At 70.7% G+C, this 21,971-nt stretch carries 24 protein-coding genes; 8 read left to right on the forward strand and 16 right to left on the reverse strand.

From position 1 onward, the window contains the following. Window positions 1–43: 43 nt before the first annotated feature. The 3 genes from OG885_RS02750 to OG885_RS02760 form a co-directional block, all read right to left on the reverse strand. Entirely contained in the window at window positions 44–124 is an 81-nt protein-coding gene (locus tag OG885_RS02750) for a putative leader peptide (RefSeq protein ID WP_405742557.1), read from the reverse strand. Window positions 125–237: 113 nt separating this feature from the next. Next, the gene (locus OG885_RS02755) at window positions 238–879 is read right to left on the reverse strand and encodes an NADPH-dependent F420 reductase (RefSeq protein WP_405725335.1); all 642 of its coding nucleotides are present in this window, start codon (window positions 877–879) and stop codon (window positions 238–240) included. A 49-nt stretch (window positions 880–928) separates the two neighbouring features. Next, entirely contained in the window at window positions 929–1,738 is an 810-nt protein-coding gene (locus OG885_RS02760; RefSeq protein WP_405725338.1) for an inositol monophosphatase family protein, read from the reverse strand. Window positions 1,739–1,863: 125 nt separating this feature from the next. Here OG885_RS02760 and OG885_RS02765 point away from each other — a divergent pair, with 125 nt between their 5' ends. Beyond that, complete coding sequence (locus tag OG885_RS02765; protein WP_405725341.1) at window positions 1,864–2,772, forward strand: LysR family transcriptional regulator; 909 nt, start codon at window positions 1,864–1,866, stop codon at window positions 2,770–2,772. A gap of 69 nt (window positions 2,773–2,841) precedes the next feature. Here the strand turns inward: OG885_RS02765 and OG885_RS02770 are convergent, their stop codons facing one another. Together OG885_RS02770 and OG885_RS02775 are read right to left on the reverse strand one after the other, a co-directional pair. After that, entirely contained in the window at window positions 2,842–3,549 is a 708-nt protein-coding gene (locus OG885_RS02770; RefSeq protein ID WP_405725344.1) for a DUF2238 domain-containing protein, read from the reverse strand. Window positions 3,550–3,619: 70 nt separating this feature from the next. Further along, window positions 3,620–4,078 (reverse strand): DUF5707 domain-containing protein, encoded by a 459-nt coding sequence (locus OG885_RS02775; protein ID WP_405725347.1) that lies wholly within the window; start codon window positions 4,076–4,078, stop codon window positions 3,620–3,622. Window positions 4,079–4,322: 244 nt separating this feature from the next. Here OG885_RS02775 and OG885_RS02780 point away from each other — a divergent pair, with 244 nt between their 5' ends. The 3 genes from OG885_RS02780 (at window position 4,323) to OG885_RS02790 (ending at window position 6,486) form a co-directional block, all read left to right on the forward strand. After that, window positions 4,323–5,072, forward strand: coding sequence for a hypothetical protein (locus OG885_RS02780; protein ID WP_405725350.1), 750 nt, complete (start codon window positions 4,323–4,325; stop codon window positions 5,070–5,072). A 143-nt stretch (window positions 5,073–5,215) separates the two neighbouring features. After that, entirely contained in the window at window positions 5,216–5,566 is a 351-nt protein-coding gene (locus tag OG885_RS02785) for a VOC family protein (protein ID WP_405725353.1), read from the forward strand. A gap of 296 nt (window positions 5,567–5,862) precedes the next feature. Then, window positions 5,863–6,486 (forward strand): histidine phosphatase family protein, encoded by a 624-nt coding sequence (locus OG885_RS02790; RefSeq protein WP_405725356.1) that lies wholly within the window; start codon window positions 5,863–5,865, stop codon window positions 6,484–6,486. 30 nt (window positions 6,487–6,516) lie between these two features. On the opposite strand, the gene OG885_RS02795 is transcribed toward OG885_RS02790, so the two are convergent. The 3 genes from OG885_RS02795 to OG885_RS02805 form a co-directional block, all read right to left on the reverse strand. After that, the gene (locus OG885_RS02795) at window positions 6,517–7,185 is read right to left on the reverse strand and encodes a Type 1 glutamine amidotransferase-like domain-containing protein (RefSeq protein WP_405725359.1); all 669 of its coding nucleotides are present in this window, start codon (window positions 7,183–7,185) and stop codon (window positions 6,517–6,519) included. Between the two features lie 72 nt (window positions 7,186–7,257). After that, window positions 7,258–8,058, reverse strand: coding sequence for a hypothetical protein (locus tag OG885_RS02800; protein WP_405725362.1), 801 nt, complete (start codon window positions 8,056–8,058; stop codon window positions 7,258–7,260). A 171-nt stretch (window positions 8,059–8,229) separates the two neighbouring features. Further along, on the reverse strand, window positions 8,230–8,556 hold the full coding sequence (locus tag OG885_RS02805; RefSeq protein ID WP_405725365.1) for an ANTAR domain-containing protein: 327 nt from the start codon (window positions 8,554–8,556) through the stop codon (window positions 8,230–8,232). 188 nt (window positions 8,557–8,744) lie between these two features. On the opposite strand from OG885_RS02805, the gene OG885_RS02810 reads away from it, so the two are divergent. Beyond that, complete coding sequence (locus OG885_RS02810) at window positions 8,745–9,743, forward strand: helix-turn-helix transcriptional regulator (protein WP_405725368.1); 999 nt, start codon at window positions 8,745–8,747, stop codon at window positions 9,741–9,743. Here the strand turns inward: OG885_RS02810 and OG885_RS02815 are convergent. Then, complete coding sequence (locus OG885_RS02815) at window positions 9,691–10,218, reverse strand: NUDIX hydrolase (RefSeq protein ID WP_405725371.1); 528 nt, start codon at window positions 10,216–10,218, stop codon at window positions 9,691–9,693. The genes OG885_RS02810 and OG885_RS02815 overlap by 53 nt on opposite strands. 109 nt (window positions 10,219–10,327) lie before the next feature. Between OG885_RS02815 and OG885_RS02820 the strand changes: the two genes are divergently transcribed. Next, window positions 10,328–11,137 (forward strand): phosphotransferase, encoded by an 810-nt coding sequence (locus tag OG885_RS02820; protein ID WP_405725374.1) that lies wholly within the window; start codon window positions 10,328–10,330, stop codon window positions 11,135–11,137. A gap of 7 nt (window positions 11,138–11,144) precedes the next feature. Here the strand turns inward: OG885_RS02820 and OG885_RS02825 are convergent, their stop codons facing one another. Together OG885_RS02825 and OG885_RS02830 are read right to left on the reverse strand one after the other, a co-directional pair. After that, complete coding sequence (locus OG885_RS02825; RefSeq protein ID WP_405725377.1) at window positions 11,145–12,293, reverse strand: hypothetical protein; 1,149 nt, start codon at window positions 12,291–12,293, stop codon at window positions 11,145–11,147. 162 nt (window positions 12,294–12,455) lie between these two features. Continuing rightward, window positions 12,456–13,697 (reverse strand): MFS transporter, encoded by a 1,242-nt coding sequence (locus OG885_RS02830; RefSeq protein ID WP_405725380.1) that lies wholly within the window; start codon window positions 13,695–13,697, stop codon window positions 12,456–12,458. 139 nt (window positions 13,698–13,836) lie between these two features. Here OG885_RS02830 and OG885_RS02835 point away from each other — a divergent pair, with 139 nt between their 5' ends. Together OG885_RS02835 and OG885_RS02840 are read left to right on the forward strand one after the other, a co-directional pair. Next, entirely contained in the window at window positions 13,837–14,772 is a 936-nt protein-coding gene (locus OG885_RS02835) for a LysR family transcriptional regulator (RefSeq protein WP_405725383.1), read from the forward strand. 99 nt (window positions 14,773–14,871) lie between these two features. Further along, a complete protein-coding gene (locus tag OG885_RS02840) occupies window positions 14,872–16,014 on the forward strand; it encodes an NAD(P)/FAD-dependent oxidoreductase (protein WP_405725386.1) in 1,143 nt (380 codons plus the stop codon). 23 nt (window positions 16,015–16,037) lie between these two features. Here the strand turns inward: OG885_RS02840 and OG885_RS02845 are convergent, their stop codons facing one another. From OG885_RS02845 to OG885_RS02865, 5 genes are all read right to left on the reverse strand, one after another. Continuing rightward, on the reverse strand, window positions 16,038–16,994 hold the full coding sequence (locus OG885_RS02845; protein ID WP_405725389.1) for an amidohydrolase family protein: 957 nt from the start codon (window positions 16,992–16,994) through the stop codon (window positions 16,038–16,040). A gap of 152 nt (window positions 16,995–17,146) precedes the next feature. Then, window positions 17,147–17,287, reverse strand: a complete 141-nt coding sequence (locus tag OG885_RS02850) for a hypothetical protein (protein ID WP_405725392.1) — start codon at window positions 17,285–17,287, stop codon at window positions 17,147–17,149. 276 nt (window positions 17,288–17,563) lie between these two features. Continuing rightward, window positions 17,564–18,610, reverse strand: a complete 1,047-nt coding sequence (locus tag OG885_RS02855; protein ID WP_405725395.1) for an LLM class flavin-dependent oxidoreductase — start codon at window positions 18,608–18,610, stop codon at window positions 17,564–17,566. A gap of 240 nt (window positions 18,611–18,850) precedes the next feature. Continuing rightward, window positions 18,851–19,684 carry a PIG-L family deacetylase gene (locus tag OG885_RS02860; RefSeq protein ID WP_405725398.1) on the reverse strand — a complete coding sequence of 278 codons (834 nt, stop codon included), beginning with the start codon at window positions 19,682–19,684 and terminating at the stop codon, window positions 18,851–18,853. Between the two features lie 265 nt (window positions 19,685–19,949). Continuing rightward, window positions 19,950–21,764, reverse strand: coding sequence for an alkyl/aryl-sulfatase (locus tag OG885_RS02865; RefSeq protein ID WP_405725401.1), 1,815 nt, complete (start codon window positions 21,762–21,764; stop codon window positions 19,950–19,952). Window positions 21,765–21,971 lie beyond the last annotated feature (207 nt).

Consider the following 21,971-nt stretch of genomic DNA (forward strand, 5'->3'; position numbering starts at 1 on the left):
GGAAAGACATCGATCCCAACGGGAGCGGAAGAAGGGCGGTCGGTCAGGCCGGGCGACAACAGGCGCCGGCGACACGCACGAGATCGACGTGAAGACGTCGCGTGAGGTCAACTCGCAGGCCCATACGAGTGATCGAATCAGCACCGGGAGGCGACGGTCAAGGGCTCACCCGGGCACCTGGCTCAGCGGCGCCCGCCCGGTCCCACGGATCTTGCGGGACCGGGACCGCCGGCGCGGTCAGCGGGCCAGGGAGACGGCGAACGGGGCCAGGCCGTTGCGGCGCAGGACGTGGGGGACGACGAGGATCATCGCTTCGGTGGCGCGGGCCGTGGTGATGTCGCCGAGGTCCTCGATCCATTCGGGGCGCCAGCCCAGTTCACCCAAGAGGCCGGTGACGGTCCTTTTCGCCGCTTCGTCGTCGCCGGAGAGATAGGCGGTGGGAGGGGTGTTGAGGGCCCCCGGGGCGGTCATGACCGTGAACAGCATGGTGTTGAGGGTCTTGACGACATGGGTGTCGGGCAGGGCGGCCTGGAGCTGTTCGGCGAGGCTGCCACCGGGGTAGCGCAATGCGCCGGGCAGGCCGTCGGCGTCGTCCTGCGTGGCGTTGCTGACGTCGATGAGGATCTTGCCTGCGAGTTCGTCCCGTAGCGCCGACAGGCGCTCCAGTGAGCTGTCGCCGGGAGTCGCGTTGATCACGATGTCCGCGGTGTGTGCGGCGGTGCGGTGATCCGCGTGGCGGATGCGCGGTCCGTCGGTCGGCCCGGCCGTCGCGTCGCTCTGTGTGCGGTGGCCGAGGGTGAGGTGATGCCCTGCCGCGGACAGGGCGTGGGCGAGGTTGGTGCCGACACGGCCGGCGCCGAGGATGCCGATGTGGGTCATGGTGGTGCTACTCCTTGCGGACTGGGGAGTTCGGGCGGGTGCGGGCCGGTCAGATCTCGGTCAGGACGTCGAGGGCGGCGGTGTGGATGCCGGGGGCGGCTGCCAGGAAGTCGTGGCTTCCCGCGTTCCAGGGCTTGCCCTCCAGGTCGGTGACGGTGCCCCCGGCCTCGCTGACGAGCAGGGCTCCGGCGACGAGGCCGGAGCGGACGTCGGAGAACTGCCAGAAGGCGTCCATGCGTCCGGCGGCCACGTGGATGAGCTGCAGGGTGGCCGGGACGGAGACGCGGACGACGAGACCGGCGGTGAGCATGGCGGTGACCGAGGCGCCGATCCGGCGGAAGGTGTCGGTGCTCTCGCCCGGGCGGGCCTGGCCGGTGCCGATCAGCGCGGCGCCCAGGTCGTCCTTGGCCGACACGGTCAGAGGACGGCCGTTGAGGTGGGCGCCGCCACCGGCGGTGGCGGTGTAGGTGTCACCGGTCAGCGGGAGGTGAACGACCGTCAGGACCGGCTGGTTGTCGCGCACCAGGGTGGCGGTGACCGCCCAGTCGGACATGCCGTGAACATGATTGATGTTGCCCTCGGCCGGGTCGACGACCCACCACTCGCCGGGCGGGAGCGCCCCGCCGGCCAGCTCGTCCTCCACCCACCGCGACCCCTGCCTCGCCCGCAGCAGCGGCTCGCGCAGCACGGCGAGGACCGCGGCGTCATTCGCGTGGATCTCCTGGACGATCTCGCTCAGACTGACGCCCCGGGCCTCGGTGGTGTAGCGCTCTCGCAGTGTGGCCGCGGCGGCCTGTACGGCGCCGGTCACCTCGGACAGCAGCGTGGCGCCGAGGTCGAAGGACATGGCTGTGCTCATGGCGGGCTCCTTGAATCGCAGTGGGAGCGGGGCGACTTGGGCGCTTGCCCTGCCCCGCACCTCCCACGCTAGAACCCTCGCGGATTACCAACAAGTGCATGGTTGTCACTCGTACAGTTACCGCCATGCAACTGGATCTGAATCTGCTCACCGCCCTGGACGCCCTGCTGGAGGAAGGCAGCGTGGCCGGCGCCGCGGCCCGCCTCCATGTCACGGCACCCGCCATGAGCCGCTCCCTGGGCCGCATCCGCAAGGCCACCGGCGACCAGATCCTGGTCCGCACCGGACGACACATGACACCCACCACGCGCGCCCTGGCCATGCGCACCGAGGTCCACGCCCTCGTGCAACAGGCCCACCGGCTGCTGTCCCCTCAGACGGACCTGGATCTGACCGCACTGGAGCGGGTGTTCACCGTCCGCTGGCACGACGCCCTCACCACCGCCTGCGGGACCGCCCTGGTCGCCGCCGTGCACCGCGAGGCCCCCGGAGTGCAACTGCGCCTGACCGGCGAGCCCGGCAACGACACCCCCGAACTACGCCGCGGCGAAGTCGACCTCGCCTCCAGCGCCGGCCCACCGTCCCAGCCCGACATCCGCCACCGTCTCATCGGCCACGACCGGCTCGTCCTCGCCGTCCGCGCCGGTCACCCACTCACCGAACAGCCCCTGACCGTCGCGCGGTACGCGGCAGCGGCTCACCTCACCGTCTCCCGGCGCGGCAGCCTTCACGACCGGATCGACGACACCCTGGCCGCGCTCGGCCACCAGCGACACGTCATCGCCTCCGCGCCCACCACAGGCACCGCGCTGCAACTCGCCCGCGACACCGACCTGGTGGTCACCCTCCCCGACGCGGCCACCCGCTCCACCCGCGACCAACTCGGGCTGACCACCCTGGCTCTGCCGCTCGACCTCCCCGACGTACCCCTGTGCCTGCTGTGGCACCAGCGATACGACAGCGACCCCGCACACACCTGGCTGCGCGAAACAGCCACCCGAACCCTGCGGTCCCTCTTCACCCCGTCGTCGTGAGAACGCGCGCCCCGGGCCAACAGCCAACACACGCCCGGAGCTGCCCGGTCGGGGCGTTCTCCGCACGGGTCACCGACCGGACGCGGTTGCGGCCGTAGCCGGAATGAGGCGAGCCAGGAAACGGTCGTGGAGACGGGAGAGGAGCAGCAGCGAGACGGTGGCGCCGATGAGGCAGCAGAACATGTCCCACTGGGTGTCCCATACGTCGCCCTGGGTGCCCAGGAACGCGTCCGCGGCGTCCTTGCCGATGACGGCGGAGAGCCATTCCAGCATCTCGAAGACCGCGCTGAAGGCGAGGCAGGCGCAGACGGTGAGCGGGGCTAGCCAGCGGCTGCCGCGCAGGGGTGAGGTGCGGACGAGCAGTTCACGGACCAGGATCGCCGGGACGAAGCCCTGGACGAGGTGGCCGAGGCGGTCGTACGGGTTGCGCGACAGGTCGAACCAGTCGCGTACCCACTCCCCCGCGGGCACCTCCGCGTAGGTGTAGTGACCGCCCGTCATCAGGACAAGGGCATGCACGGCGAGCAGGCAGTACAACAGGTTGCTGAGCGGGAACCGCTTGCGCAGCACGATCAGCAGCGGCAGGCCCACGATCACCCACACCGTCTCCAGGACCCAGGTGGTGAAGTCCTTCGGATGCCAGGCCGAGACCGCGAGTGCGACGGTCACGAAGACGGCCAGCACGGCCGGCAGCCGACGTCGGCCGGGAGCGGTACCGGGCCCGGGCCGGCCGGTGGGCGGCTGCTCCTGGGCGGGCGCTGGGGCGAGTGGGGACATGGCTGGTTCCTTGTGTGGGTGGGGACATCGTCCTCGGGGCCGAGGACTGGGTGTGTGTGCGGTTGTTCGTCTAGCGCACGGTGAAGTCGGCCGCGGTGGTGTCCAAGGTGGTGGTGCCGTCCTTGGCCGTGGCGAGGACGGCGATCTGCCAGGCGCCGCGTGGGGACGACGCGGCGTCGGCGGCGGTGACCTTGACGGTGTAGGTGCAGCGCACGGTGTCTCCCCCGAGAGGAGCGCAGACGGCCGGCTCCGCGGCGGCCATGTCCTTCTCGGTCAGCCCCTTCTCGCCCAGGGACGACTTCTCCGGCCAGGCCAGCACCTTCACGCTCTTGGTGCCGGACGACGCGGTGACCTCGGTGGCGAAGGTGAGCGAGCCGTCCCGGCCGCCGTCGGGAGCGGTATAACGGGCGGCACTGTCGGCCAGGGCCGGGGGCTGCTCCCCGGCGTAGGCGAGAGCGAACGCACCGGCGCCCGCACCACCCAGGACGACAACACCTGCGGCCACGGACAGAGCGATACGACGGGACATGGGATTCTCCATAAGAGTCATCAGCACTGGAACCAACCGGCGCAACTGCCTTGCGCCGCAGCACAGATACTCGCCGGGAGAGGAACCGCCGGACATCGGCGCATCTACTCAACTCGGCCTGAGTAGCCGACCGGGGCGGGCCCGCTCTGCCTCGGCGTCACGGTGAGATGGGATGCCCGACAACCCTGACAGAGGGCGGGGACACGGCGCAGCGAGCAACGAACGAGGGAAGGGGCGAGGGGCCATGACGAGCGGGCACCAGGCTCACGGGGCAGCCTCCGACCCGCGGCCGTTGCAGACGCGTGCCCTGACCCGGGAGGCCGGGCGGGCGCGGCAGCTCCTGGCCGCCGGGGAGTGGCGCCCTGCCGCGGCGGACTCCGAAGCAGCAGCGCGCGTCCTGGCCCGCCTCACAGCCCCGCTCCCGACCCGGCGGTCCGTGACCACACGGACGCTGGCCACGGACCGCGACCGGCGCCTCCAACGCATCCTGCGAACCACCCTCCACCACCTCGACGCAGGCGCAGTCAGCCCGCCCGCAGCCGCCCTCCTGGCCGCCGTCGCCCGCGCCTTCCTGCCTTGGCACACCACCCCGAACCCACCGCCCGCGGCGGCGGCCCCGAGATACGGAACCCCGGTGGGCACGGCGGACGACCCGGCCGTGCCACCGACAGAGGCGGGCGAGGCCCTGCTTCCCGATCTGATCGCACTGTTCGCCGTGCTGGCCTCGGCGAGCCCACCTGGGATCGTCCCGCTCACTCCCCCGGTCGAGCCCTGGCACATCCAGTACGCGGGCCGCTTCCGTCGCTACGGCAGACCCGCTTTCGGGGTGTGGGCAGCCGAGACCATCGGCTGCCCGGCATGCGGGGGTAAGGCCGGCCCGTGGACGGTGACGTGCGACTGGCGCCTGATCACGCTGGGCTGCCCGTGCGGGGCGGTGACCCACCAGCACGGCCTTGCCTTCTCCGAAGTCTGGCTCCTCTTGCCGGACCTGTGACCGAGTGCCGTGACTGACCGCCAGCAGGTTGGTGCCTGGCAGATTGCGCGGATCCAGCCCGGCGGGTGAGCGAGGAGCTTGTGGATCTTGCGTGCCACGATGCCGGGACACCACCCCAGCACGTCCATGGACAGGAGCAGGACATGATCAACGGTGCGCATGTCATCGTCTACAGCCAGGACGCCGAGCAGGACCGCGCCTTCATCCGTGACGTCCTCGGCTTTCCCGGCGTCGACGCGGGCGGCGGGTGGCTCATCTTCAAGCTGCCTCCGGCCGAAGTCGCCGTACACCCCGCCGACGGCCCACCCCAGCACGAGTTCTATCTGATGTGCGACGACCTCGATTCCCAGCTCGGCGAGTTCCGCGCCAAGGGCGTCGAGGTCACCCGCCCGGTCAGCGAACAGCGCTGGGGCCGACTGACGGCGATCCGGCTCCCCAGCGGCGCCGAACTTCCGCTGTACGAACCGCTGCACCCCGTCGCCCACGACCTGTGATCCCGCGGCGGTCGTACGGCCACGCCGCTGCGGCGATCGAGGTGTGATGCATGGTGAGGACCCTGATCGCCCCGGGGGCCACCACGGCCCGCAGGTGTGCCATGGGGCAACGGGCCCGCGCGTCGTACGGCTTCCTCCACGCGGACACGTGCTGTTCACCCTCGGGGCCGTGGGGCACAGGCGCCGGTGCGGACAAGGAGTTGCTCAAGGGAGCGGCACTCTGACGGAAGGAACCGGCACCCAAGCGCCGGCGTCCATGGAAGCAAAGATCACCCATGGGCGCGGAGGAACTCTCGATGACCGGCACAGCCACCCGTTACCTCTATCTCGTCCGGCACGGTGAGGCACTGCCGGACGAGAGCGGGTTGACGGAGGCCGGCCGACGGCAAGCCACACTCCTCGGCCGACGCCTCCGCGGCATCCCCTTCACAGCCGTCCACCACGGCCCCTTGCCGCGGGCCGAACAGACCGCGCGCCTCATCGCCGACCAGCTGAAGGACGTCCCCCTGAACGCCTCGCAGGTCGCCGGCGACTACGTCCCGTACCTACCGGAGAAGGACGAACTACCGCCGGAATCAGCGGACTTCTATCTCCGCTTCCTCGCCGGAGCCGGCGCAGAGGAGCGAGCGCACGGACCCGCGCTGGCCCGCCAGGCGCTCGCTCTGTTCACCGGGGCGGTGACGGCCGAGGAGGACCGGCACGACCTGGTCGTCACCCACAACTTCCTGGTCGCCTGGCTCGTCCGGGACGCCCTGCACGCACCGAAGTGGCGCTGGCTCGGCCTCAACCACGCCAACGCGGCCCTCACCGTCATCCGCTACGCGCCCGGCCGCCCCGCCACCCTCCTCGTCTCCAACGACATGCGGCATCTGCCGAGCGAACTGCGCTGGACGGGCTTTCCCGCCGAGCAGCACGTCTGAACGCGACAGACCTGCCCACCGGCCCGCCGGTCAGGAATGGAACCTCCACCGGCCTTCAGAAATGACGTCCACCTCGCCGTCCCTGACCCGCACGGCCGTCTCGTCGTCGAGGAAGTAGATCGGGAAGTCCGCCTTCGCGACGATGCGATCGGCCCAGGCGTCGTCCCGCTCGGGAAAGTCCGGCGAGTACAGATGAGGCTTGAGATACCAGTCGAAGAGCCCGAACGGCGGCTCCACGGTCGCCGTACCGAGCACGTGGAGGTCCGCGGTGTCCCCGATCACGTCGGCGGAGTGTCCGGTGAGATGACGGCTGAAGATCATTGATCCGGCGCTGAACCCCACATAGACCCGGCTCTCCAGCGCTTCCAGGAACCCGTCGGCAAGGCCGTTGCCGGTGATGCTGCGCGCGAGGTGGTAGTGGTTGCCGCCGCCGACGTAGATGACGTCGGCGTTCAGCAGCCGGTCGAGCACCGTCCGGCGGGGCAGGCCGTTCAGTTCCAGGACGTCGAACTGCCGCCAGCCCAGGCCGTGCAGCCGGTTCATGTCCGCGAGGAGCCACCCGTGGTCTCCGGGTTCGGCGACCGACGCCGTCGGCACGTACACGACGTTCGCCGATCCGAACGGCCTGCCCACCATGTCCCGCAGCGCGTCCCGCTCGGTCTCGTTGCGCAGGCCACTCGCCGTCAGCAGAAAGTTCATCGGGCGAGCCAAGCACGACCCACGGACCAGCGCAACGAACCCGGGCCCCGGGACCCACCCGCCCAGCCGGGATCAGGCCAGCTTCTCCAGCTGTGCGTCGAGGACGTCCTGGGGGATCTCCGGCGGCTGGATGGGGTTGAGGGACAGGAAGGTGGCGATGGTGGAGTCCTGGCGCACGACCAGGACGGTGACGGGGATCTCGGGCCCCGCGCCGCCGTCAACAACGACCTGGGTGGCGTCGAAAGCCAGGGCCTCGTCCCCGTAACCGGAAACGGGGCGGGGCCGCGCGCCGGAATACCCCAGCCCGGCACCGGGAAGCGCAGCCGACGGCCGCATGTCGGCGGTGGTGCACTTCCCCAGCGCTGCCCGCAGTTCGGTCATCACCGTTCCCGCGTCGGCACGCGTGTAGGAGGCCAGGCCCACACTCGCGTGCTGCCCCATGCTGTCGGAGTCGGACACCACGTCCTGGGTGACCTCCGCCGTGAAGTCGTGCAGGCTGCCCAGTTGTGCGGCCGCGAAGACGGGTCCGCACGGCGCGGGCGTGACGGCACGGTAGGTCGCCACACTGTCGCGGTCCACCGGGCTGCCCTTCCCCGAGACCGTGGTGACGCCGTAGCCCGGCACGTCCTGCGCACTCAGCGCCAGACGGTCAAGGGCCTTCTGATCGAGCCCCTTCCCGCCCGCAGCAGCCGGCGCACCGGAAGCCTGCTGCGATGCCGTCCCCGAGGACCCGCCGGACCCGCCGGACCCGGGCTGCGCACCTCCCCCGGCGCCACCCCCACCGGCCGTCCCGCACGCGCCCACCAGCGCCAGCACCACCGCCGCACCCACCGCCGCGACGACCCGTCTTCCGGCCGCAGAACCACGCATCATCCACCCCGCCCCCGGGTGCCCTCCCGGGCTCACCCGCACAAAAAGCCTTGGCATATGCCCTGGCTGTAGTTCGCAGGGAGCCTAGCGGGCGCCTGTGAAACCCCCGCACCCGGTAGCCCAGGCCGGTACCCACGGGCGGGTGCGGAAGTGGCCCGGCGAGCGGGGCCACCGTCAGCGTCTCGCCCCGCCCGGGGCCTTCCGCCCGGCTCTGTGCCGTGCCGCCGCGTTCAGCGCGTCGCGGACCTCGCCCGGCAGCGATCGGCGATGCGGCCAGTCGACGACGAGCTGCGCGATCTCACGCATCTTGATGTTGGTGCGCTGGGAGACCTCCCGCAGGATCTCCCAGGCAATGGCGGGACGTACGCCGGTGCGCGCGACGACCACGCCGAGGGCCTGGTCGATGACGGCGTGCGCGGTGACCGCCTGGCGGAGCTGGGCAATCTCCTCTTCGAGGGCCGCGATCCGGACAGCGCTTTCGGGGGATTCTGGAATCGTCACGTGGACCCTCTGGTCTAGCTGGTCTTTTCGGTCTAGGTCACTGCTGCCCGCTCCCGAAGTCGGCGAAAGTCCGGCAAACGAACCGTCGTGCCACGGTTGTCCACAAAACGAATTCCGGCTGGGTATACGGCCACGTCAGACCGTCCGCCGCGTCTCACGTCGCCGGGAGGTGATGCCAAGATGGGGCGATGGACTCGCTCTTGTTCGAAAGCGACGACCTCGAAGTGACAGAGGACTTCCTCTGCCGCGCCTACGCCGACATGCGCATCGGCAGCGCCACGCCCCAGTCCAGCCGGGCCCGGGTACGACGCGACGCCACCCCGTCCATCAGCATCGACGAACTCGACCTCGACTTCGAGATGTCGTACTCCGTCAGCCCGCTGGGCAAGATCTGCCTGTGCGTCGTCCATGAGGGAACCGTCCAGGACCACGTCCTGCGCGGTGTGGACGACAACTTCGGCCCCGGAGACGCCGTGCTGTTCGCCCCGCCCGACGAGCCGTACGAAGGCCGGATCTGCGGTGCCCGCTACAACATCACGATGGTCGACCCCGCGCTCCTGAACCTGGTCGCCGCCACCGAGGCCGGTCCGCCGCACGCGCCCGTACGGCTGACGGGGCACCGGCCCCGTACCCAGGCCGACGCCGACCGGCTCAAGAGCACGATCTTCTACCTGCGGGACCACGTCCTGTCCGACCCCGGGATCGAGTCCCATCCCCTGATCCTTTCGACCGGCAGTCAGCTGCTGGCAGCGAGCATCCTGGCCGCCTTTCCGAACACCGCGCGCACCGACGCCACCGCCCAGGACCGCGTCGACGCGCACCCCGCCACCCTCAGGCGCGCCATCGCCTATATCGACGACCACGCCGACCAGCCGCTGACGGTGGCCGACATCGCCGATGCCGTGCACGTCACCGTCCGCACCCTGCAGTACGCCTTCCGCCGCCATCTCGACACCACACCGCTGGCCTATCTGCGCCAGGCCCGGCTCGCCCACGCCCACCGGGACCTGCTGTCGGCCGGCCCGGACAGCGACGTCTCCGTGGCGGGTGTCGCGGCCCGCTGGGGCTTCCTGCACCCGGGCAGGTTCGCCGCGCTCTACCGGGCCGCCTACGGCGTCAATCCCGCCCAGACCCTCAACGGAGGCCGCGCTCCGAGGAACCTGCGTCAGGGGCAGCGCAACATATGAGATACCGATCGAAAATCTCCTGACTGTCAGGAGTGAAGGTCCAGCCCCGCAGCGCCCGCAGCAACTCGGCCTCGGTCAGCCACCCGTACCAGGCCACCTCGCCCGGGTCGCGGGCGGCGACCTCCTCAAGCACGGCATCGCACACACCGAGCCAATGCGGGCTGAGCCCCGCCCGGTTGAGGAACCTGAACCGAAAGCTCACGCTCGCGCGCACCCCCATCTCCTCACCGAGCTCACGCGCAGCCGCCTGCTCATAGGACTCGCCGACTGCCGCGGCGCCCCCGACACCGAGTTCGTAATGTCCGGGATAACGGGACAACTGTTCGGCCCGTCGGTGGACGAGAAAGCGACCCTGTCCATCACGGCAGACCACCACGCCGACCCGGTGCAGCCACCCCTCCCGTACGGCCTCCCTCCGGCTCACCACTCCCAGCGCCTGGTCCTGGGCATCGACGCGTTCCACGAGTTCATCCACGCCACGTACGGTCCCAGACACCACTGACAGCACCCCGCCCCGGCGTCCTGCGGCGGGCGCACCTCGGAACCGTCCGCCACCCGGCCGACCTGGCGGTAGCGTGATCGGCATGACGGCTGAGGGCGGGACGGTGGAGGGTGAAGCCCTGGTCGGCGGCATGGCGAACGTGGGCGCGGTCTTCCGCCACGGTGGTGCGGTGGAGCGCCCTGCGCCGCGCACCGCACGCGCCCTCCACGCCCATCTCCGCGCCCTCGCGGAGCAGGGGTTCGACGCGGCGCCGAGGCCGATCCGGCTGACCGCGGACGGTCGCGAGCGGTTGACCTTCCTCCCCGGCGACGTCGCTCTGCCGCCGTTTCCGCGGTGGGCGATGACCGAGGCCGCGTTGGGATCGGTGGGCGGATTGCTGCGACGCCTGCACGACGCGAGTGCGGCCATCGTGGTCGACGCACGCGCCGAGTGGCCCCGGTCCCTGGCGGACCCGGAGGGCGGAACGATGCTGTGCCACAACGACGTGTGCCCGGAGAACGTCGTCTTCCGCGACGGGCGAGCCGCGGCCCTGATCGATTTCGACCTGGCGGCCCCTGGCCGACCGGTGTGGGACGTCGCCATGACCGCGCGCTACTGGGTCCCGATGCTCGATCCCACGTCCGCGGCAGATCTGCATCCCGCGGGTTTGGACGCCCCGACCCGCCTGCGCATCCTCGCCGACGGATACGGCCTCGCCCCACAGGACCGCGCCGAACTGCCCGGCGTCATCGAGCAGGCCACCGCGTCCTGCCGGGCCTTCGTCGCCGACCGGGTGGCCGCCGGCGACCCCGTCTACGTCCAGGCGTTGTCCGAGCGCGGTGGTTGGCAGCGTTGGGACCGCATCCAGGAGTGGCTGAGGGACCACCGTGGCGTGTTCGCGGCCGCGTTGTAGAACGTGATCAGCAGGACGCCTCGTGACCGTCGATGAGCCCCTGGATCGCGGAGAAGATCCCCTCCAACGCGCCTGATTCGGAAGCGAGAGAGGGCAGCGTGACCGACGGCCAGGCGTTGTAACCCTTCGCCGGCAGAACCTCCAGCTTCTTCTGCAGGTCAGGGACGGCTGGTAGGGCGGAGGCGAATGCCGCCGCTCTCTCGCGGCCGAGGTGGTGGGTGATGGAGCCGAAGGCGAAGGAGAGCTCATCCTTCACCGGGCCCTCCTGAAGGGACAGGGTCCAGACGGGCACCTGCCGTCCGGCGACCGGGTAATAGACGGACATGCTCCGGTACTTGGCCGTGCCGCCCTCCAGTCGCCCGTTGACCGAAGCATGATGCAGCAGAGCGGTGGCGATCCGGCGCGCCTCCGCGTCGGGGCGCGTCCGGATCGCCGCGTCCATCTCGGCCCGCGTGGTCCTTTGCGTGGTACGGCGCCCGGAAGGGGACTTCGCCGCCGTGGCGACCTCGCCGTGGATGCGCGGTACGAGGACACGAAGATCTCCACCGCCGCGGTACTGGGTCAGCTCGACGGCGTACACATCGGTCTGCCGCAGCTGCCGGTTCAGGAACTCGACGATCGCCCGCAGCTCCAGCGGAATGCGATCGGCGACGAACAGCAGACGCATCTGCCCCGCGGCCAACCGCTCCTCCACCGTCACCCAGAAGTCCTCCGCGGAACGGTCACCGAGAAGCTCCCCGTACATCTCCTCCGGCGACCGGCCGTCCAGGGCGCAGGTGTCCTCGAAGGAACGCTGCAACAGAGCGGCCGGCCAGTACCGGGCGGCGTTGGCCGCGTAGTCCAGCATCTGGCCCACGACCTCACGCCGGATCCGGGTGTCGGTGGCCCGCTTGACCTCCACCAGGGTCGGCACACCGTCGGCGTCGACGAAGAGATGGTCCAGCCAGTACGCCGGGGCACTCGCCGCGTCCGTCGGAACCCCCATTTCCCGAGCCACCAGCGTCAGTCTCAAGGGCCGGCCGTCGGCCAGCGAGCCGAAGTCCAGCACACGCGGGTGGCGGGCGAGCAGTTCCTGGAACTCCGCCTCTGTCTCGAACCCGGCCGGCTCCAGGGCCTGAAGTTCCTCGCCCAGTACGAACACCGGCTGATCGGTCATGTGCTCCCCCACTCGCGCGGCCACGCTCGCCGCCGCTGACTGTTCCCCCACAGATTCATACCGGAAGGGCCGGGCGACCGGGGTCTTGGTTGGCGTCAGTCAGTCCTGGGTGGGGTGTGCGGTTCGCTGGAGGCGGTGCGGCTTCAGCGGCCTTCGCCGGTTTCACCGGCTGCTGGACAGTTCCGGCTCCAGCCTCGGCGTCGGGTCCGGGCGGGGCAGCAGCAGCGGTGTGGTCAGGATGAGCAGTCCCGCGGCCGTGAGAGCGGTGCGCGGGCTCGTGGCGTCGGCGAGCAGTCCGGTGAGTGCGGTGAGGACGGCGATGGATGCCTGCTGCCCGATCGACCAGGCCGACAGGGTGCGGGCGACGAGATGCTTGGGGGTGTGCTCCAGCCGGTAGGTGGCGAGCACCGGGCCGTAGAGGCTCATGTTGACGATGATCGCCAGCTCGACGGCCATCACGGTGATGAGGCCGACGATGCCGGGACGGACCAGGGCCAGGCCGATGAGCCAGATCGCGCGCAGGGTGCCCACGGTGCAAAAGACGCGGTGGCGGCCGAAGCGGGCCACGACACGGCGGGCCAGCCGGGAGCCGATCAGGCCGCCGAGGCAGGGGGCGGCGAAGGCGAGGGCGTACTGCCAGGGCGGGAACCCGAGTTGGCGAAGCAGGAGCACGGCCAGCAGCGGCTCGGTCGCCATGATCAGACCGGCGACGAGCATTTGGTTGAGGTAGAGCGGCCGCAGGCCGGGGTGGGCCATGATGTGGCGCCAGCCGTCGAGCAGTCCGCCCGCTCGGGTCGGGTTCTTGTCGGTCGTTCGTGGTGCTTCCTCCTGGCCGCCGATCGCGGTGATGCCGAGAGCGGAGAGCAGGTAGCTGATCGCGTCGGCCACCACGGTGGTGACCGGCCCGAACACGCCGATCGCCGCTCCGCCCAGTGGTGGACCGACCGCGATGGAGCTCCAGTTCGTGGATTCGAACCGCGCGTTGGCGACGAGAAGGTCGTCCGGCCGTACGAGCGCCTTGAGGTAGGCACCGCTGGCGGCGTTGAACGCGATCCTGGCCGCGGCGACCACGGCCGAGACCACGAGCAGGTGGACGAAGCTCAGCCACCCGAAGGCGTAGCCGAGCGGGATCGTCGCCATGGCCGCACACCGGACCAGATCCATCATGATCATGACTGGGCGCTTGCGCCGGAACTCCACCCACGGCGCGAGCGGCACCGCGATCAGCGCGCCCACCGCAGGACCCACCGCCGACAGCGCGGACACCTCGGCGGGTCCGGCATGCAGCACCAGCACGGCGATCAGCGGCAACGCCCCGAACCCCAGCCCGGACCCGTACGCGCTCACCGCGTACGACGCCCACAGCCAGCCGAACGGCCGGCCCAACCGTCTCCTGCCCATCATGCTCGGCGCACTCCCCTCTGGCCCCATCCGAACAAACCCACGTTGACCGATGAGAGACAAGCGGGCGGGACAGCGGCAGGTCAAACAACCGACCTGGCGGCGATCCACAACCATCGGTTGTTCACTAGGGTGGGTCGGCGTGGATCTCGAAGCAGTACGCACCTTCGTCGCCGTCGCGGAAGCCGGCCAGTTCCAGAAGGCCGCCGACGACCTGGCGATCACCCAGCAGGCCGTCTCCAAACGCGTCGCCACGCTGGAACGCACCCTCGGCGTGCGGTTGTTCACCCGGGCCCCGCGCGGTGCCGAGCTCACCATCGACGGCCAGGCGTTCCTGCCCCACGCACGCGAGCTGCTGCGCGTCGCCGAGCGGGCGAGCGCTTCCGTGCGCCCCGGCCACCGTCCGCTGCGCGTCGACGTGATCGCCTCGCGCAGCGCGCAGTCCCACCTGATGCGCGGCTTCCACCGCGCACACCCCGACGTCGACCTCGACGTGGTGATGCTGTTCGACATCGAGACCGCTGTCGCCGCCATCCGCTCCGGCACGATCGACGCGTCCTTCCGCGCCGTCGCCGCGCCCGGCCGGCCTCTCCCCGAGGACATCGAGTCCGTCCGCGTGCTCGACGAACCGCTCCAACTCCTCACCGGCCCCGACCACGCGCTGGCGGGCGCCCGGTCGGTCACCCTCGCCCAGCTCACCGGGCACCGCATCTGGATGCCGGGCATCGCCCCCGGAACGGAGTGGGGTGCCTACTACGACGACCTCGTCGCCGAGTTCGGCCTCACCATCGAGGTGACGGGCCCCAACTTCGGCTCGGACGCGCTCCTCGACACCATCGCCGACACCCCGGCCCTGGCGACCTTCATGGGTGAGCACACACGCCTCATCTGGCCCGCCGAGCACGGACTGCGGCGCATCCCGGTGACCGACCCGACCCCCGTCTACCCGCACTCGCTGCTCTGGCACCGTGACAACCCGCACCCAGCGCTGGCCACCCTCCGAGCCCACCTCGCCACCGCGACGACCGGCCACAGCGCCGCCGGGACCTGGGTGCCGGGCTGGGTGACCAGAAGTTGACAGCCTGCGTCGGTGGTCAGCTCACAGTCCGCGGAAAAGCCATTGCCGCCGACCCGCATCGGATGTCTGATGGTTCGGCCACCGATCAGCGGAGGGACCATGAGGACGTCCGTGGAGCTGCCCAGACGTGTCGCGGTCATCGGAGTGGGCGTCCTCGGGGCCTGCGTCGGCTGGAACCTGTCCCGGCAGGGCGCCCAGGTGATCTTCCTCGACGCGGATCGGCCGGGCGAAGGCGTCACCAACTGGTCCTTCTCGTGGGTCAACGCCAGCAACAAGACCGTCCGCAGGTCCTACTTCGATCTGAACGTCGCCGGCATGGCGGCCCACCGTGACCTTGCCGACGCCATCGGGCCGGACTCCTGGTGGTATCCCAGCGGTCATCTGCGCTGGGCGGGCGATGCCGCGGCGGAGACGAAGCTCCTGGAGACAGCCGAACTGCTGGCCGGCTGGGGCTACGGGGTCGAGGTGTGTCCCGGCGCCGAGGCGCGCCGCCGCCTCGACCCCGCTGTCGCGATCCCCGGCGAGGTTTCCGTCGTGTTCTACCCCGACGAGGCCTGGGTGCACGGACGCCGACTCGTCGGCCGTCTCGTCGGCCTGGCCGTCGCGGCCGGCGCGGAGCTCCGGTCCGACACCGCCGTCCGTGACATCGGCACCGGTGCCGACGGGGGTGTGCGGACGGTTGGCCTGTCCGATGGGAGCCGCCTCGACGTGGACATCGTCGTGAACGCGGCGGGTCCCGGCGCCGCCCGTGTCGCCGGGCTCGTCGACCGCCGTCTGCCGATGCGCCGGGAACCCGGCGTCGTCGCCCGCGTCGGCTGTGCTCAGGTCCCGGTCCGCCGGCCCCTGCATGCGCCTCGGATCGAGATCCGTCCTGACGGGGACGGTTCGGTGGTCCTCCACAGCCGTGAGGTCGACGCGCTCATCGACACAGGCGAGGAGCCGGCCGAACTCGCCCGATTGCTCCACGACATGGGGCAGCAGGTCGTTCCCGGACTCGGCGACTCCCGCGTCACCGCGGCGCGGGTGGCCAACCGGCCCATCCCGGCCGACGGATTCCCCTCGGTGGGAGCTGTGCCGTCCGTCCCGGGGTACTACGAGGCCGTTTCCCACAGCGGGATCACGCTCGGGCCGGTCATCGGCCGGCTACTGGCCGCGGAGATCCTCAGCGGGAAGCGAGACGCGATGCTCGCGGACTTCCGCCCGGAGCGGTTCCGCGCCCACACCTCACACCCGCCCGGATGACCGGACGGTCCCAAGGCGAATCTTCAGCATCCGAAGAGCGTCACGGCGTTGTCGTGGCACACGCCCCGCAGCCACTCCTCCCCCAGGCCCAGCCGCTCCAGAGCATGGAGCTGATGCAGGTACGGGTAGGGGATGTTGGGGAAGTCGGAGCCGAACAGGATGCGGTCGCCGAGCTCGGCGAGCCGGGGCAGGGCCTGGCTCGGGAAGGGCATGAAACTCTCGGAGAAGTCGGTGAACGCCATCGTGGTGTCCAGGCGCACCTCGGTGTACCGCTCGGCGAGGCCGAGGAAGTCCTCGTACTCGGGCATTCCCATATGGGCGATGATCAGCCGCAGCTCCGGGTGCCGGGTCAGCACCCGCGCGATCGGCTTGGGGCCGGTGTGCTTGCCGGGCGCGGGGCCCGAGCCGCAGTGGATCACCACGGGGACCCGGGCCTCTGCCAGCACTCCCCAGGCCGGCTGGAGGAGTTCGTCGGCCGGGTCGTAGGCCCCCACTTGCACATGCGCCTTGAACACACGCGCGCCCGCCTCGACGGCCTCGCGCACATATGTCTCCACACCCGGCTCGGGGTAGAGGGTGGCGGTGTGCAGACAGTCCGGGGTGCGGCGGGCGAACTCGGCCGCCCAGTCGTTCAGCCAGCGGGCCATGCCGGGTTTGTGCGGGTAGAGCATCGAGGTGAACGCCCGCACGCCGAACGCGCGCAGCACGGCCGCCCGTTCGGCCTCCTGCTGCCGGTAGGTGATCGGCCACTCCAAGCCGCCGGTGAGTGGCCCCAGCGCGTCGAAGTAGGCCCACACCTTGCGCAGGACACGTTCGGGCATGAAGTGGGTGTGGACGTCGACGAGTCCGGGGAGCCCGAGTTCCTCCCAGAAGCGGCGGACCTCACCGGCTTCCGCCTCCAGGGCGGAGACGTCGTCGGTGTCACTCGTCGCGCCCGGCGGGTGTGCGTGGCTGTCAGGCGCCAGGGGGTGATCGTTCACGTCTTCCACGATCGCCCCCGGCGTGGGGACGGGTCCAGCCCTTTCGCCCGGACGGTGTGAGTGATCCATCACCCGGACCGGTCCCGGCGGACGGCACGTCCGGGCGACGGTCGCGGTGCACTGCGACGCGGGATTCCTCCCCTGCCCCGCCCTCACGGTGTGCGGTGCGGGCCCAAGTCCTGTAGTACGTCGCCCAGTTCGGCGGCGGTGAGTGCAGGGCCGGGCAGCGGCTTCGGTGTCGGTGTCGGTGCGTTGTGCAGGCCGGCGAGGAACAGGGCGAGGGGGCGGCGCAAGGCGTCGGGGGTGGAGGCGGCGCTCGCGGGCCATGCGCAGGGAACCAGGGCCGCGGAGACGGTGGGCGCGGCATGGCTGGGATAGGGCTGTGAAGGAGCGACGCACCACCGGTGGACTGCTGAGCGACCGCCCAGACGAACGGAAGGTGCGCGTGCCCTCCCCGACACTCCAGGACCTCTCCCCCGCCGGCCACGAGCCCTTCCGCAGGAGACGTCGAAGCCGCACCGCGCTTGTCGACACCGGCCGGCGAGAACCTCCAGGACGTGTCGCGGGTGTCAGGCCAGCAGCCGGGCGAGTCGGGTCATTTCGGCCTCCGGGTCCACGACGGGCTGGATCACCAACTCGTCGACCCCCGACTTCTCCAGGACGTCGATCCGCTCGATGACCTCGCTCCTCGTACCGACCAGGCCGAACTTGTCCACCAGGGAAGGCACGATGAGCTCGCGGTCCTCGGGGGACAGCCGGCCCAGGTAGTTGCGGTAGAGCGCCTGGTGGAGCCTCGGATCGGTGGGGGTGGTACCGCGCGAGCGGAGCAGACGGTCGACAGCCGCGGCCTCCTCCGGAGGGAGGGCAGCGCGGAAGGCGGGGTTCTCCGCGGCGAGGATCAGCGCGCTCAGGGCGATGTGCCCCACCGCGTCCTTGACCGGATCGCCGTAGCGGTCCTCGCCGTCGGCCAGGACATACAGGGAGGTCATGAGATACGAACGGGTCTTGTCGGCCGCGCCCTCATCCCGTGCCGCCGCCCGTCGGGCCTGGCCGAGGGCGGTCCAGGCCGCGGGGTCGTGCAGGCCGAAGGAGATCAGTCCCGCGCCGAGCCGGCCAGCGACCGCGGCGGCCTTCAGACCGAACGCGGCCACGACGAACTCCACGGCATCCTCGGTGTTGACATACGGCCCCACATGCAGAAACCGCACGCGGCTCGACCGGGTGCCCTCACGGTAGTCCGACTCCCGGCCCGCGGTGAGATCCCGTAGGGCCGCCGTGAACGACTCCAGTTCCGCCACCGTCGTGGGCCGCATGCTCAGCGTACGGCGCGCCGTGTTGCCCGTTCCCACCCCGCAGATGACGCGACCTGGAGCGAGGGCGTTGAGACTGCTGATGGCCGCCGCGGCGGCGGGCGCGGAACGTAACGCCGGTGACGTCACACCGATACCGAGCCTGATCCGGTGGGTGGCCTTGGCGCACAGGGCGAGGCTCACGAACGGGTCGCCGTGGACCATCGGTGTGTCGTAGACCCAGAAGCTGTCGAAGCCGAGTTCCTCGGCGCGGGCGGCCAGTTGCTCCACTCCCGGCCGTGCTGTCATGACGATGCCCGTCCGCATGCCGACTCTCCTCGCCGTCGAGCGGAGTGGCTGCACCACTCCCGCTGCCATGCCCGTAGTCATTCCCCCGCGGTCCCTGGACATCCGGACCGTCGGAGGCTCATCGCGTCGAAGGCGGCGTTGTGGCCGCCCGGGCCGAGGAACGCGGCGCCATGGGCAGCAGGGACATCGAGAGGACGGCGGCGACGCCCGCCCCCGTCCCGCCACCTGATCCCTCGGTGGCGGGACGCGGCGACGCGGTCAGCGCAGGCCGGCGAAGAGGTCGTTCTCGGGTACGGCCGCGCCGGTGGTGTCCTGGACGCGTACGAAGGTCTCGATGCCCATCAACTCGCCGAACCTCTCCTTGCCCATCTTGAGGAAGAAGATGTTCTCGCCCTGGCTGGCATGCGCGGCGAGCGCGTCGAACTTCTGGCCGCTGAAGCCGGTCGTGTCCACCCACGTGGTGATCTGGTCGTCGGGGAGACCGATCTCGGCCAGCGCGGCGGCCTCCGCCGGGTCCGGCTCCGGCATGTCCTCATGGAACTCGCGCATGACCTCGCCGAACCGCTGCATCATCGAGCGGGGCGCCGTCGTCCAGTACACCTTCGGTGACAGGTCGGTCATCTCCAGCGCCGCCATCGTGATGCGGTGGGCCTGGATGTGGTCGGGGTGGCCGTAAAAGCCGTTCTCGTCATAGGTGACGACCACATCGGGCTGGTAGTGCCGCATGAGCTCCGCGAGCCGCGCCGCGCCTTCCTGCACAGGGGTCCGCCAGAAGGATCCGGGGGCGTCGTTGCCGGGCCAGCCCATCATTCCGGAGTCGGCGTAGTCCAGCATCTCCAGATCGCTGACCTTGAGGACGTCACAGCTGGCCTCGAGTTCCTGCCGGCGCATCGAGGCGACCGCCGCCGGATCGTGTCCGGGTTCGCCCGGCTTCACACCCCCCGGTCCGTCCCCGCAAGCGCCGTCGGTACAGGTCACGAGCACCGTGCGCATGCCTTCCGCCGCATACCGCGCGAGGACCCCTCCGGTACCGGTGGCCTCGTCGTCGGGGTGGGCGTGCACAGCCATGAGGGTCAAAGGGCGGTCAGTCATGAAAAAGTCCTCCTGCGGACAAATCTCTGGGTCCAGATGGCGCGGCGGACACACCGCGGCCTCGAGGCTCGGTTCCTGGTGGGGGCGGATGACCCTGCGGCCCCCTCTTCCCCCGCCCATGCGGCACCGGTCCCTCTCCCGATGCAACCTTCCCGGCCGGACCGGGTGTTCCCGACGCGGCCTCTTGGCTTGTTTCAGGCGTGCGAGGTCGGCGGGTGGACCGGTGGGCGAAGGTCATCCGACCCCGGTGCCGGCGGCCGTGGCGTCAGGGCGTGACGATCCTGAAGTCCGGGTCGGGTTCGTCGAGTACGGCGAACAGGCGGGTGAGGACACCGACGTCACCCTCGTTGTTCACGCCGTCCAGGCCCTTGCCCGCCAGGAGGCCGAGGAGTTGGGGCTTGGTGAGGGTGAGGGCCAGGTCGGCGGTCGTGTCCTTGGGGCCGGGGTGGTGGATGAGGACGCCGTTGGACAGGGTCATGCGATGGGTCTCGTCCAGGTCGGTGAACGTCCACAGGATCGTGAACTTCTCGTCCCAGGCGCGGGGGCCGTTGACCCTGATGGCCAGGGAGTCGAACGCCTGGGTGACGCTCAGGGCGGAGGCCATGCTCGCGGCGAGGGCGATCGCCGTCCGCGGGACCGGATGGTCCAGTTCGTAGGCGCCCTGGAGGAAGAAGTTGCGCCACGTGGCACATTCCGCGCCGTGGCCGAGGCGGGTCAGGACGTCGGCGAGCAGATCACGGGCGCCCTGGTGGTCGGGGTCGGCGAAGACGACGTGCGAGGCCAGTTCGGCGGCGAAGCGCAGGTCGCCCTCGTCGGCGAAGCCGCGCGCGGTCTCGGTGGCCCGGTCGGCGCCGCCCAGAGCACGGACGTACCGCTCGCCCTGGGCCTGTGGGGGGTGCTGCCACAGATGGGCCGGGTTGCCGTCGAACCAGCCCATGTACCGCTGGTAGATCGCCTTCACACCGTGGGAGACCGAGCCGTAGTAGCCGCGGGCGTGCCACGCCCTGCGGAGCGCGGGCGGCAGCTGGATCTCCTCGGCGATCTCGATGCCGGTGTGCCCGGAGTTCATCATGCGCAGCGTCTGGTCGTGGAGGTAGCCGTACAGGTCGCGCTGCTCGGTGAGGAAGTCCACGATCCGTGCGCGGCCCCAGACCGGCCAGTGGTGCGAGGCGAAGACCACCTCCGCCTCGTCGGTGAACAACTCGATCGCCTCGTTGATGTACCGCGACCACACCCGGGCGTCACGGACCTGCGCGCCCCGCAGGGTGAGGAGGTTGTGCAGGGTGTGGCAGGAGTTCTCCGCCATGCACAGGGCCCGCCGCTCGGGCAGGAAGAAGTTCATCTCCGCCGGCGCCTCGGTGCCCGGCGTCATCTGGAAGACGAACCGGACGCCGTCCAGGATCTCCTCCTGGCCGGTGCGCGTGATCTCCAGCGTCGGCGGGATCAGGCCGACGGAGCCGGACGAGGTGGCCATGCCCAGGCCCATGCCGACCTGCCCCTGTGGTCCGACGGGCGTGGAGAACGCCGCGAAGTACATGCCGCGGCGCACCATCGCGGTGCCCGCGTACACGTTCTCCGAGACCGCGTGCTCCATGAAGTGCTCCGGCGCCACGATCGGCACGTCGTCGTCCGGAGCGATCACCCCCATCACCCCGCCGAAGTGGTCGAAGTGCGGGTGGGTGTAGATCACCGCCGTCACCGGGCGTTCGCCCCGCCGCTCCCGGTACAGGCCCAAGCCCGCGGCGGCCGTCTCCGCCGACACCAGCGGGTCGACCACCACGACACCCCGTTCGCCCTCGACCAGGGTCATGTTCGACAGGTCCAGGCCGCGGATCTGGTAGACGCCCTCGGTCACCTCGTACAGCCCCTGCCGCGCGCACAGCGCCCCCTGCCGCCACAGGCTCGGGTTCACGGTGTCCGCCGGCGGATCGGTCTTCAGATAGGCGAAGGCGTCGCTGTTCCACACCACCCGGCCCGTGCCGTCCTTCACCGCCCCGGGATCGAGCGCGGCCACGAACCCCCGGTCCGCGTCCTCGAAGTCCCTCGTGTCGTCGAAGGGCAGCTCGCTGGTCGCGGTCATGGGTCCTCCCGGTCTCGCTGCGACGACGCCGCACGGCGCACACGCCTCTCACCCTCGGACCAGGCCCCGTCGCCTGCAGGGGAGACGGGTCCGAACGGGTGAACGAGGGACGCGCTGTACGAAGCGGGTCGGAGAGGGGGCCGTCGGCAGGGACGGTGCCGTCGCGGCCGAGGCTCTGCCGCATCGATAGGCCACACCTATACGGGG

The organism is Streptomyces sp. NBC_00028 (genome assembly GCF_045041065.1).
Taxonomy (GTDB): Bacteria; Actinomycetota; Actinomycetes; order Streptomycetales; family Streptomycetaceae; genus Streptomyces.

Bases quoted from the DNA above. Each gene is read 5' to 3' on its own strand.
- OG885_RS02800 (WP_405725362.1), bottom strand. From the start codon at position 8,058: ATGATGCGTGGTTCTGCGGCCGGAAGACGGGTCGTCGCGGCGGTGGGT.
- OG885_RS02840 (WP_405725386.1), top strand. From the start codon at position 14,872: ATGAGGACGTCCGTGGAGCTGCCCAGACGTGTCGCGGTCATCGGAGTG.
- OG885_RS02790 (WP_405725356.1), top strand. From the start codon at position 5,863: ATGACCGGCACAGCCACCCGTTACCTCTATCTCGTCCGGCACGGTGAG.
- OG885_RS02865 (WP_405725401.1), bottom strand. From the start codon at position 21,764: ATGACCGCGACCAGCGAGCTGCCCTTCGACGACACGAGGGACTTCGAG.
- OG885_RS02780 (WP_405725350.1), top strand. From the start codon at position 4,323: ATGACGAGCGGGCACCAGGCTCACGGGGCAGCCTCCGACCCGCGGCCG.
- OG885_RS02820 (WP_405725374.1), top strand. From the start codon at position 10,328: ATGACGGCTGAGGGCGGGACGGTGGAGGGTGAAGCCCTGGTCGGCGGC.
- OG885_RS02810 (WP_405725368.1), top strand. From the start codon at position 8,745: ATGGACTCGCTCTTGTTCGAAAGCGACGACCTCGAAGTGACAGAGGAC.
- OG885_RS02775 (WP_405725347.1), bottom strand. From the start codon at position 4,078: ATGTCCCGTCGTATCGCTCTGTCCGTGGCCGCAGGTGTTGTCGTCCTG.
- OG885_RS02855 (WP_405725395.1), bottom strand. From the start codon at position 18,610: ATGCGGACGGGCATCGTCATGACAGCACGGCCGGGAGTGGAGCAACTG.
- OG885_RS02770 (WP_405725344.1), bottom strand. From the start codon at position 3,549: ATGTCCCCACTCGCCCCAGCGCCCGCCCAGGAGCAGCCGCCCACCGGC.
- OG885_RS02760 (WP_405725338.1), bottom strand. From the start codon at position 1,738: ATGAGCACAGCCATGTCCTTCGACCTCGGCGCCACGCTGCTGTCCGAG.
- OG885_RS02830 (WP_405725380.1), bottom strand. From the start codon at position 13,697: ATGATGGGCAGGAGACGGTTGGGCCGGCCGTTCGGCTGGCTGTGGGCG.
- OG885_RS02825 (WP_405725377.1), bottom strand. From the start codon at position 12,293: ATGACCGATCAGCCGGTGTTCGTACTGGGCGAGGAACTTCAGGCCCTG.
- OG885_RS02765 (WP_405725341.1), top strand. From the start codon at position 1,864: ATGCAACTGGATCTGAATCTGCTCACCGCCCTGGACGCCCTGCTGGAG.
- OG885_RS02755 (WP_405725335.1), bottom strand. From the start codon at position 879: ATGACCCACATCGGCATCCTCGGCGCCGGCCGTGTCGGCACCAACCTC.
- OG885_RS02795 (WP_405725359.1), bottom strand. From the start codon at position 7,185: ATGAACTTTCTGCTGACGGCGAGTGGCCTGCGCAACGAGACCGAGCGG.
- OG885_RS02785 (WP_405725353.1), top strand. From the start codon at position 5,216: ATGATCAACGGTGCGCATGTCATCGTCTACAGCCAGGACGCCGAGCAG.
- OG885_RS02750 (WP_405742557.1), bottom strand. From the start codon at position 124: ATGGGCCTGCGAGTTGACCTCACGCGACGTCTTCACGTCGATCTCGTG.
- OG885_RS02860 (WP_405725398.1), bottom strand. From the start codon at position 19,684: ATGACTGACCGCCCTTTGACCCTCATGGCTGTGCACGCCCACCCCGAC.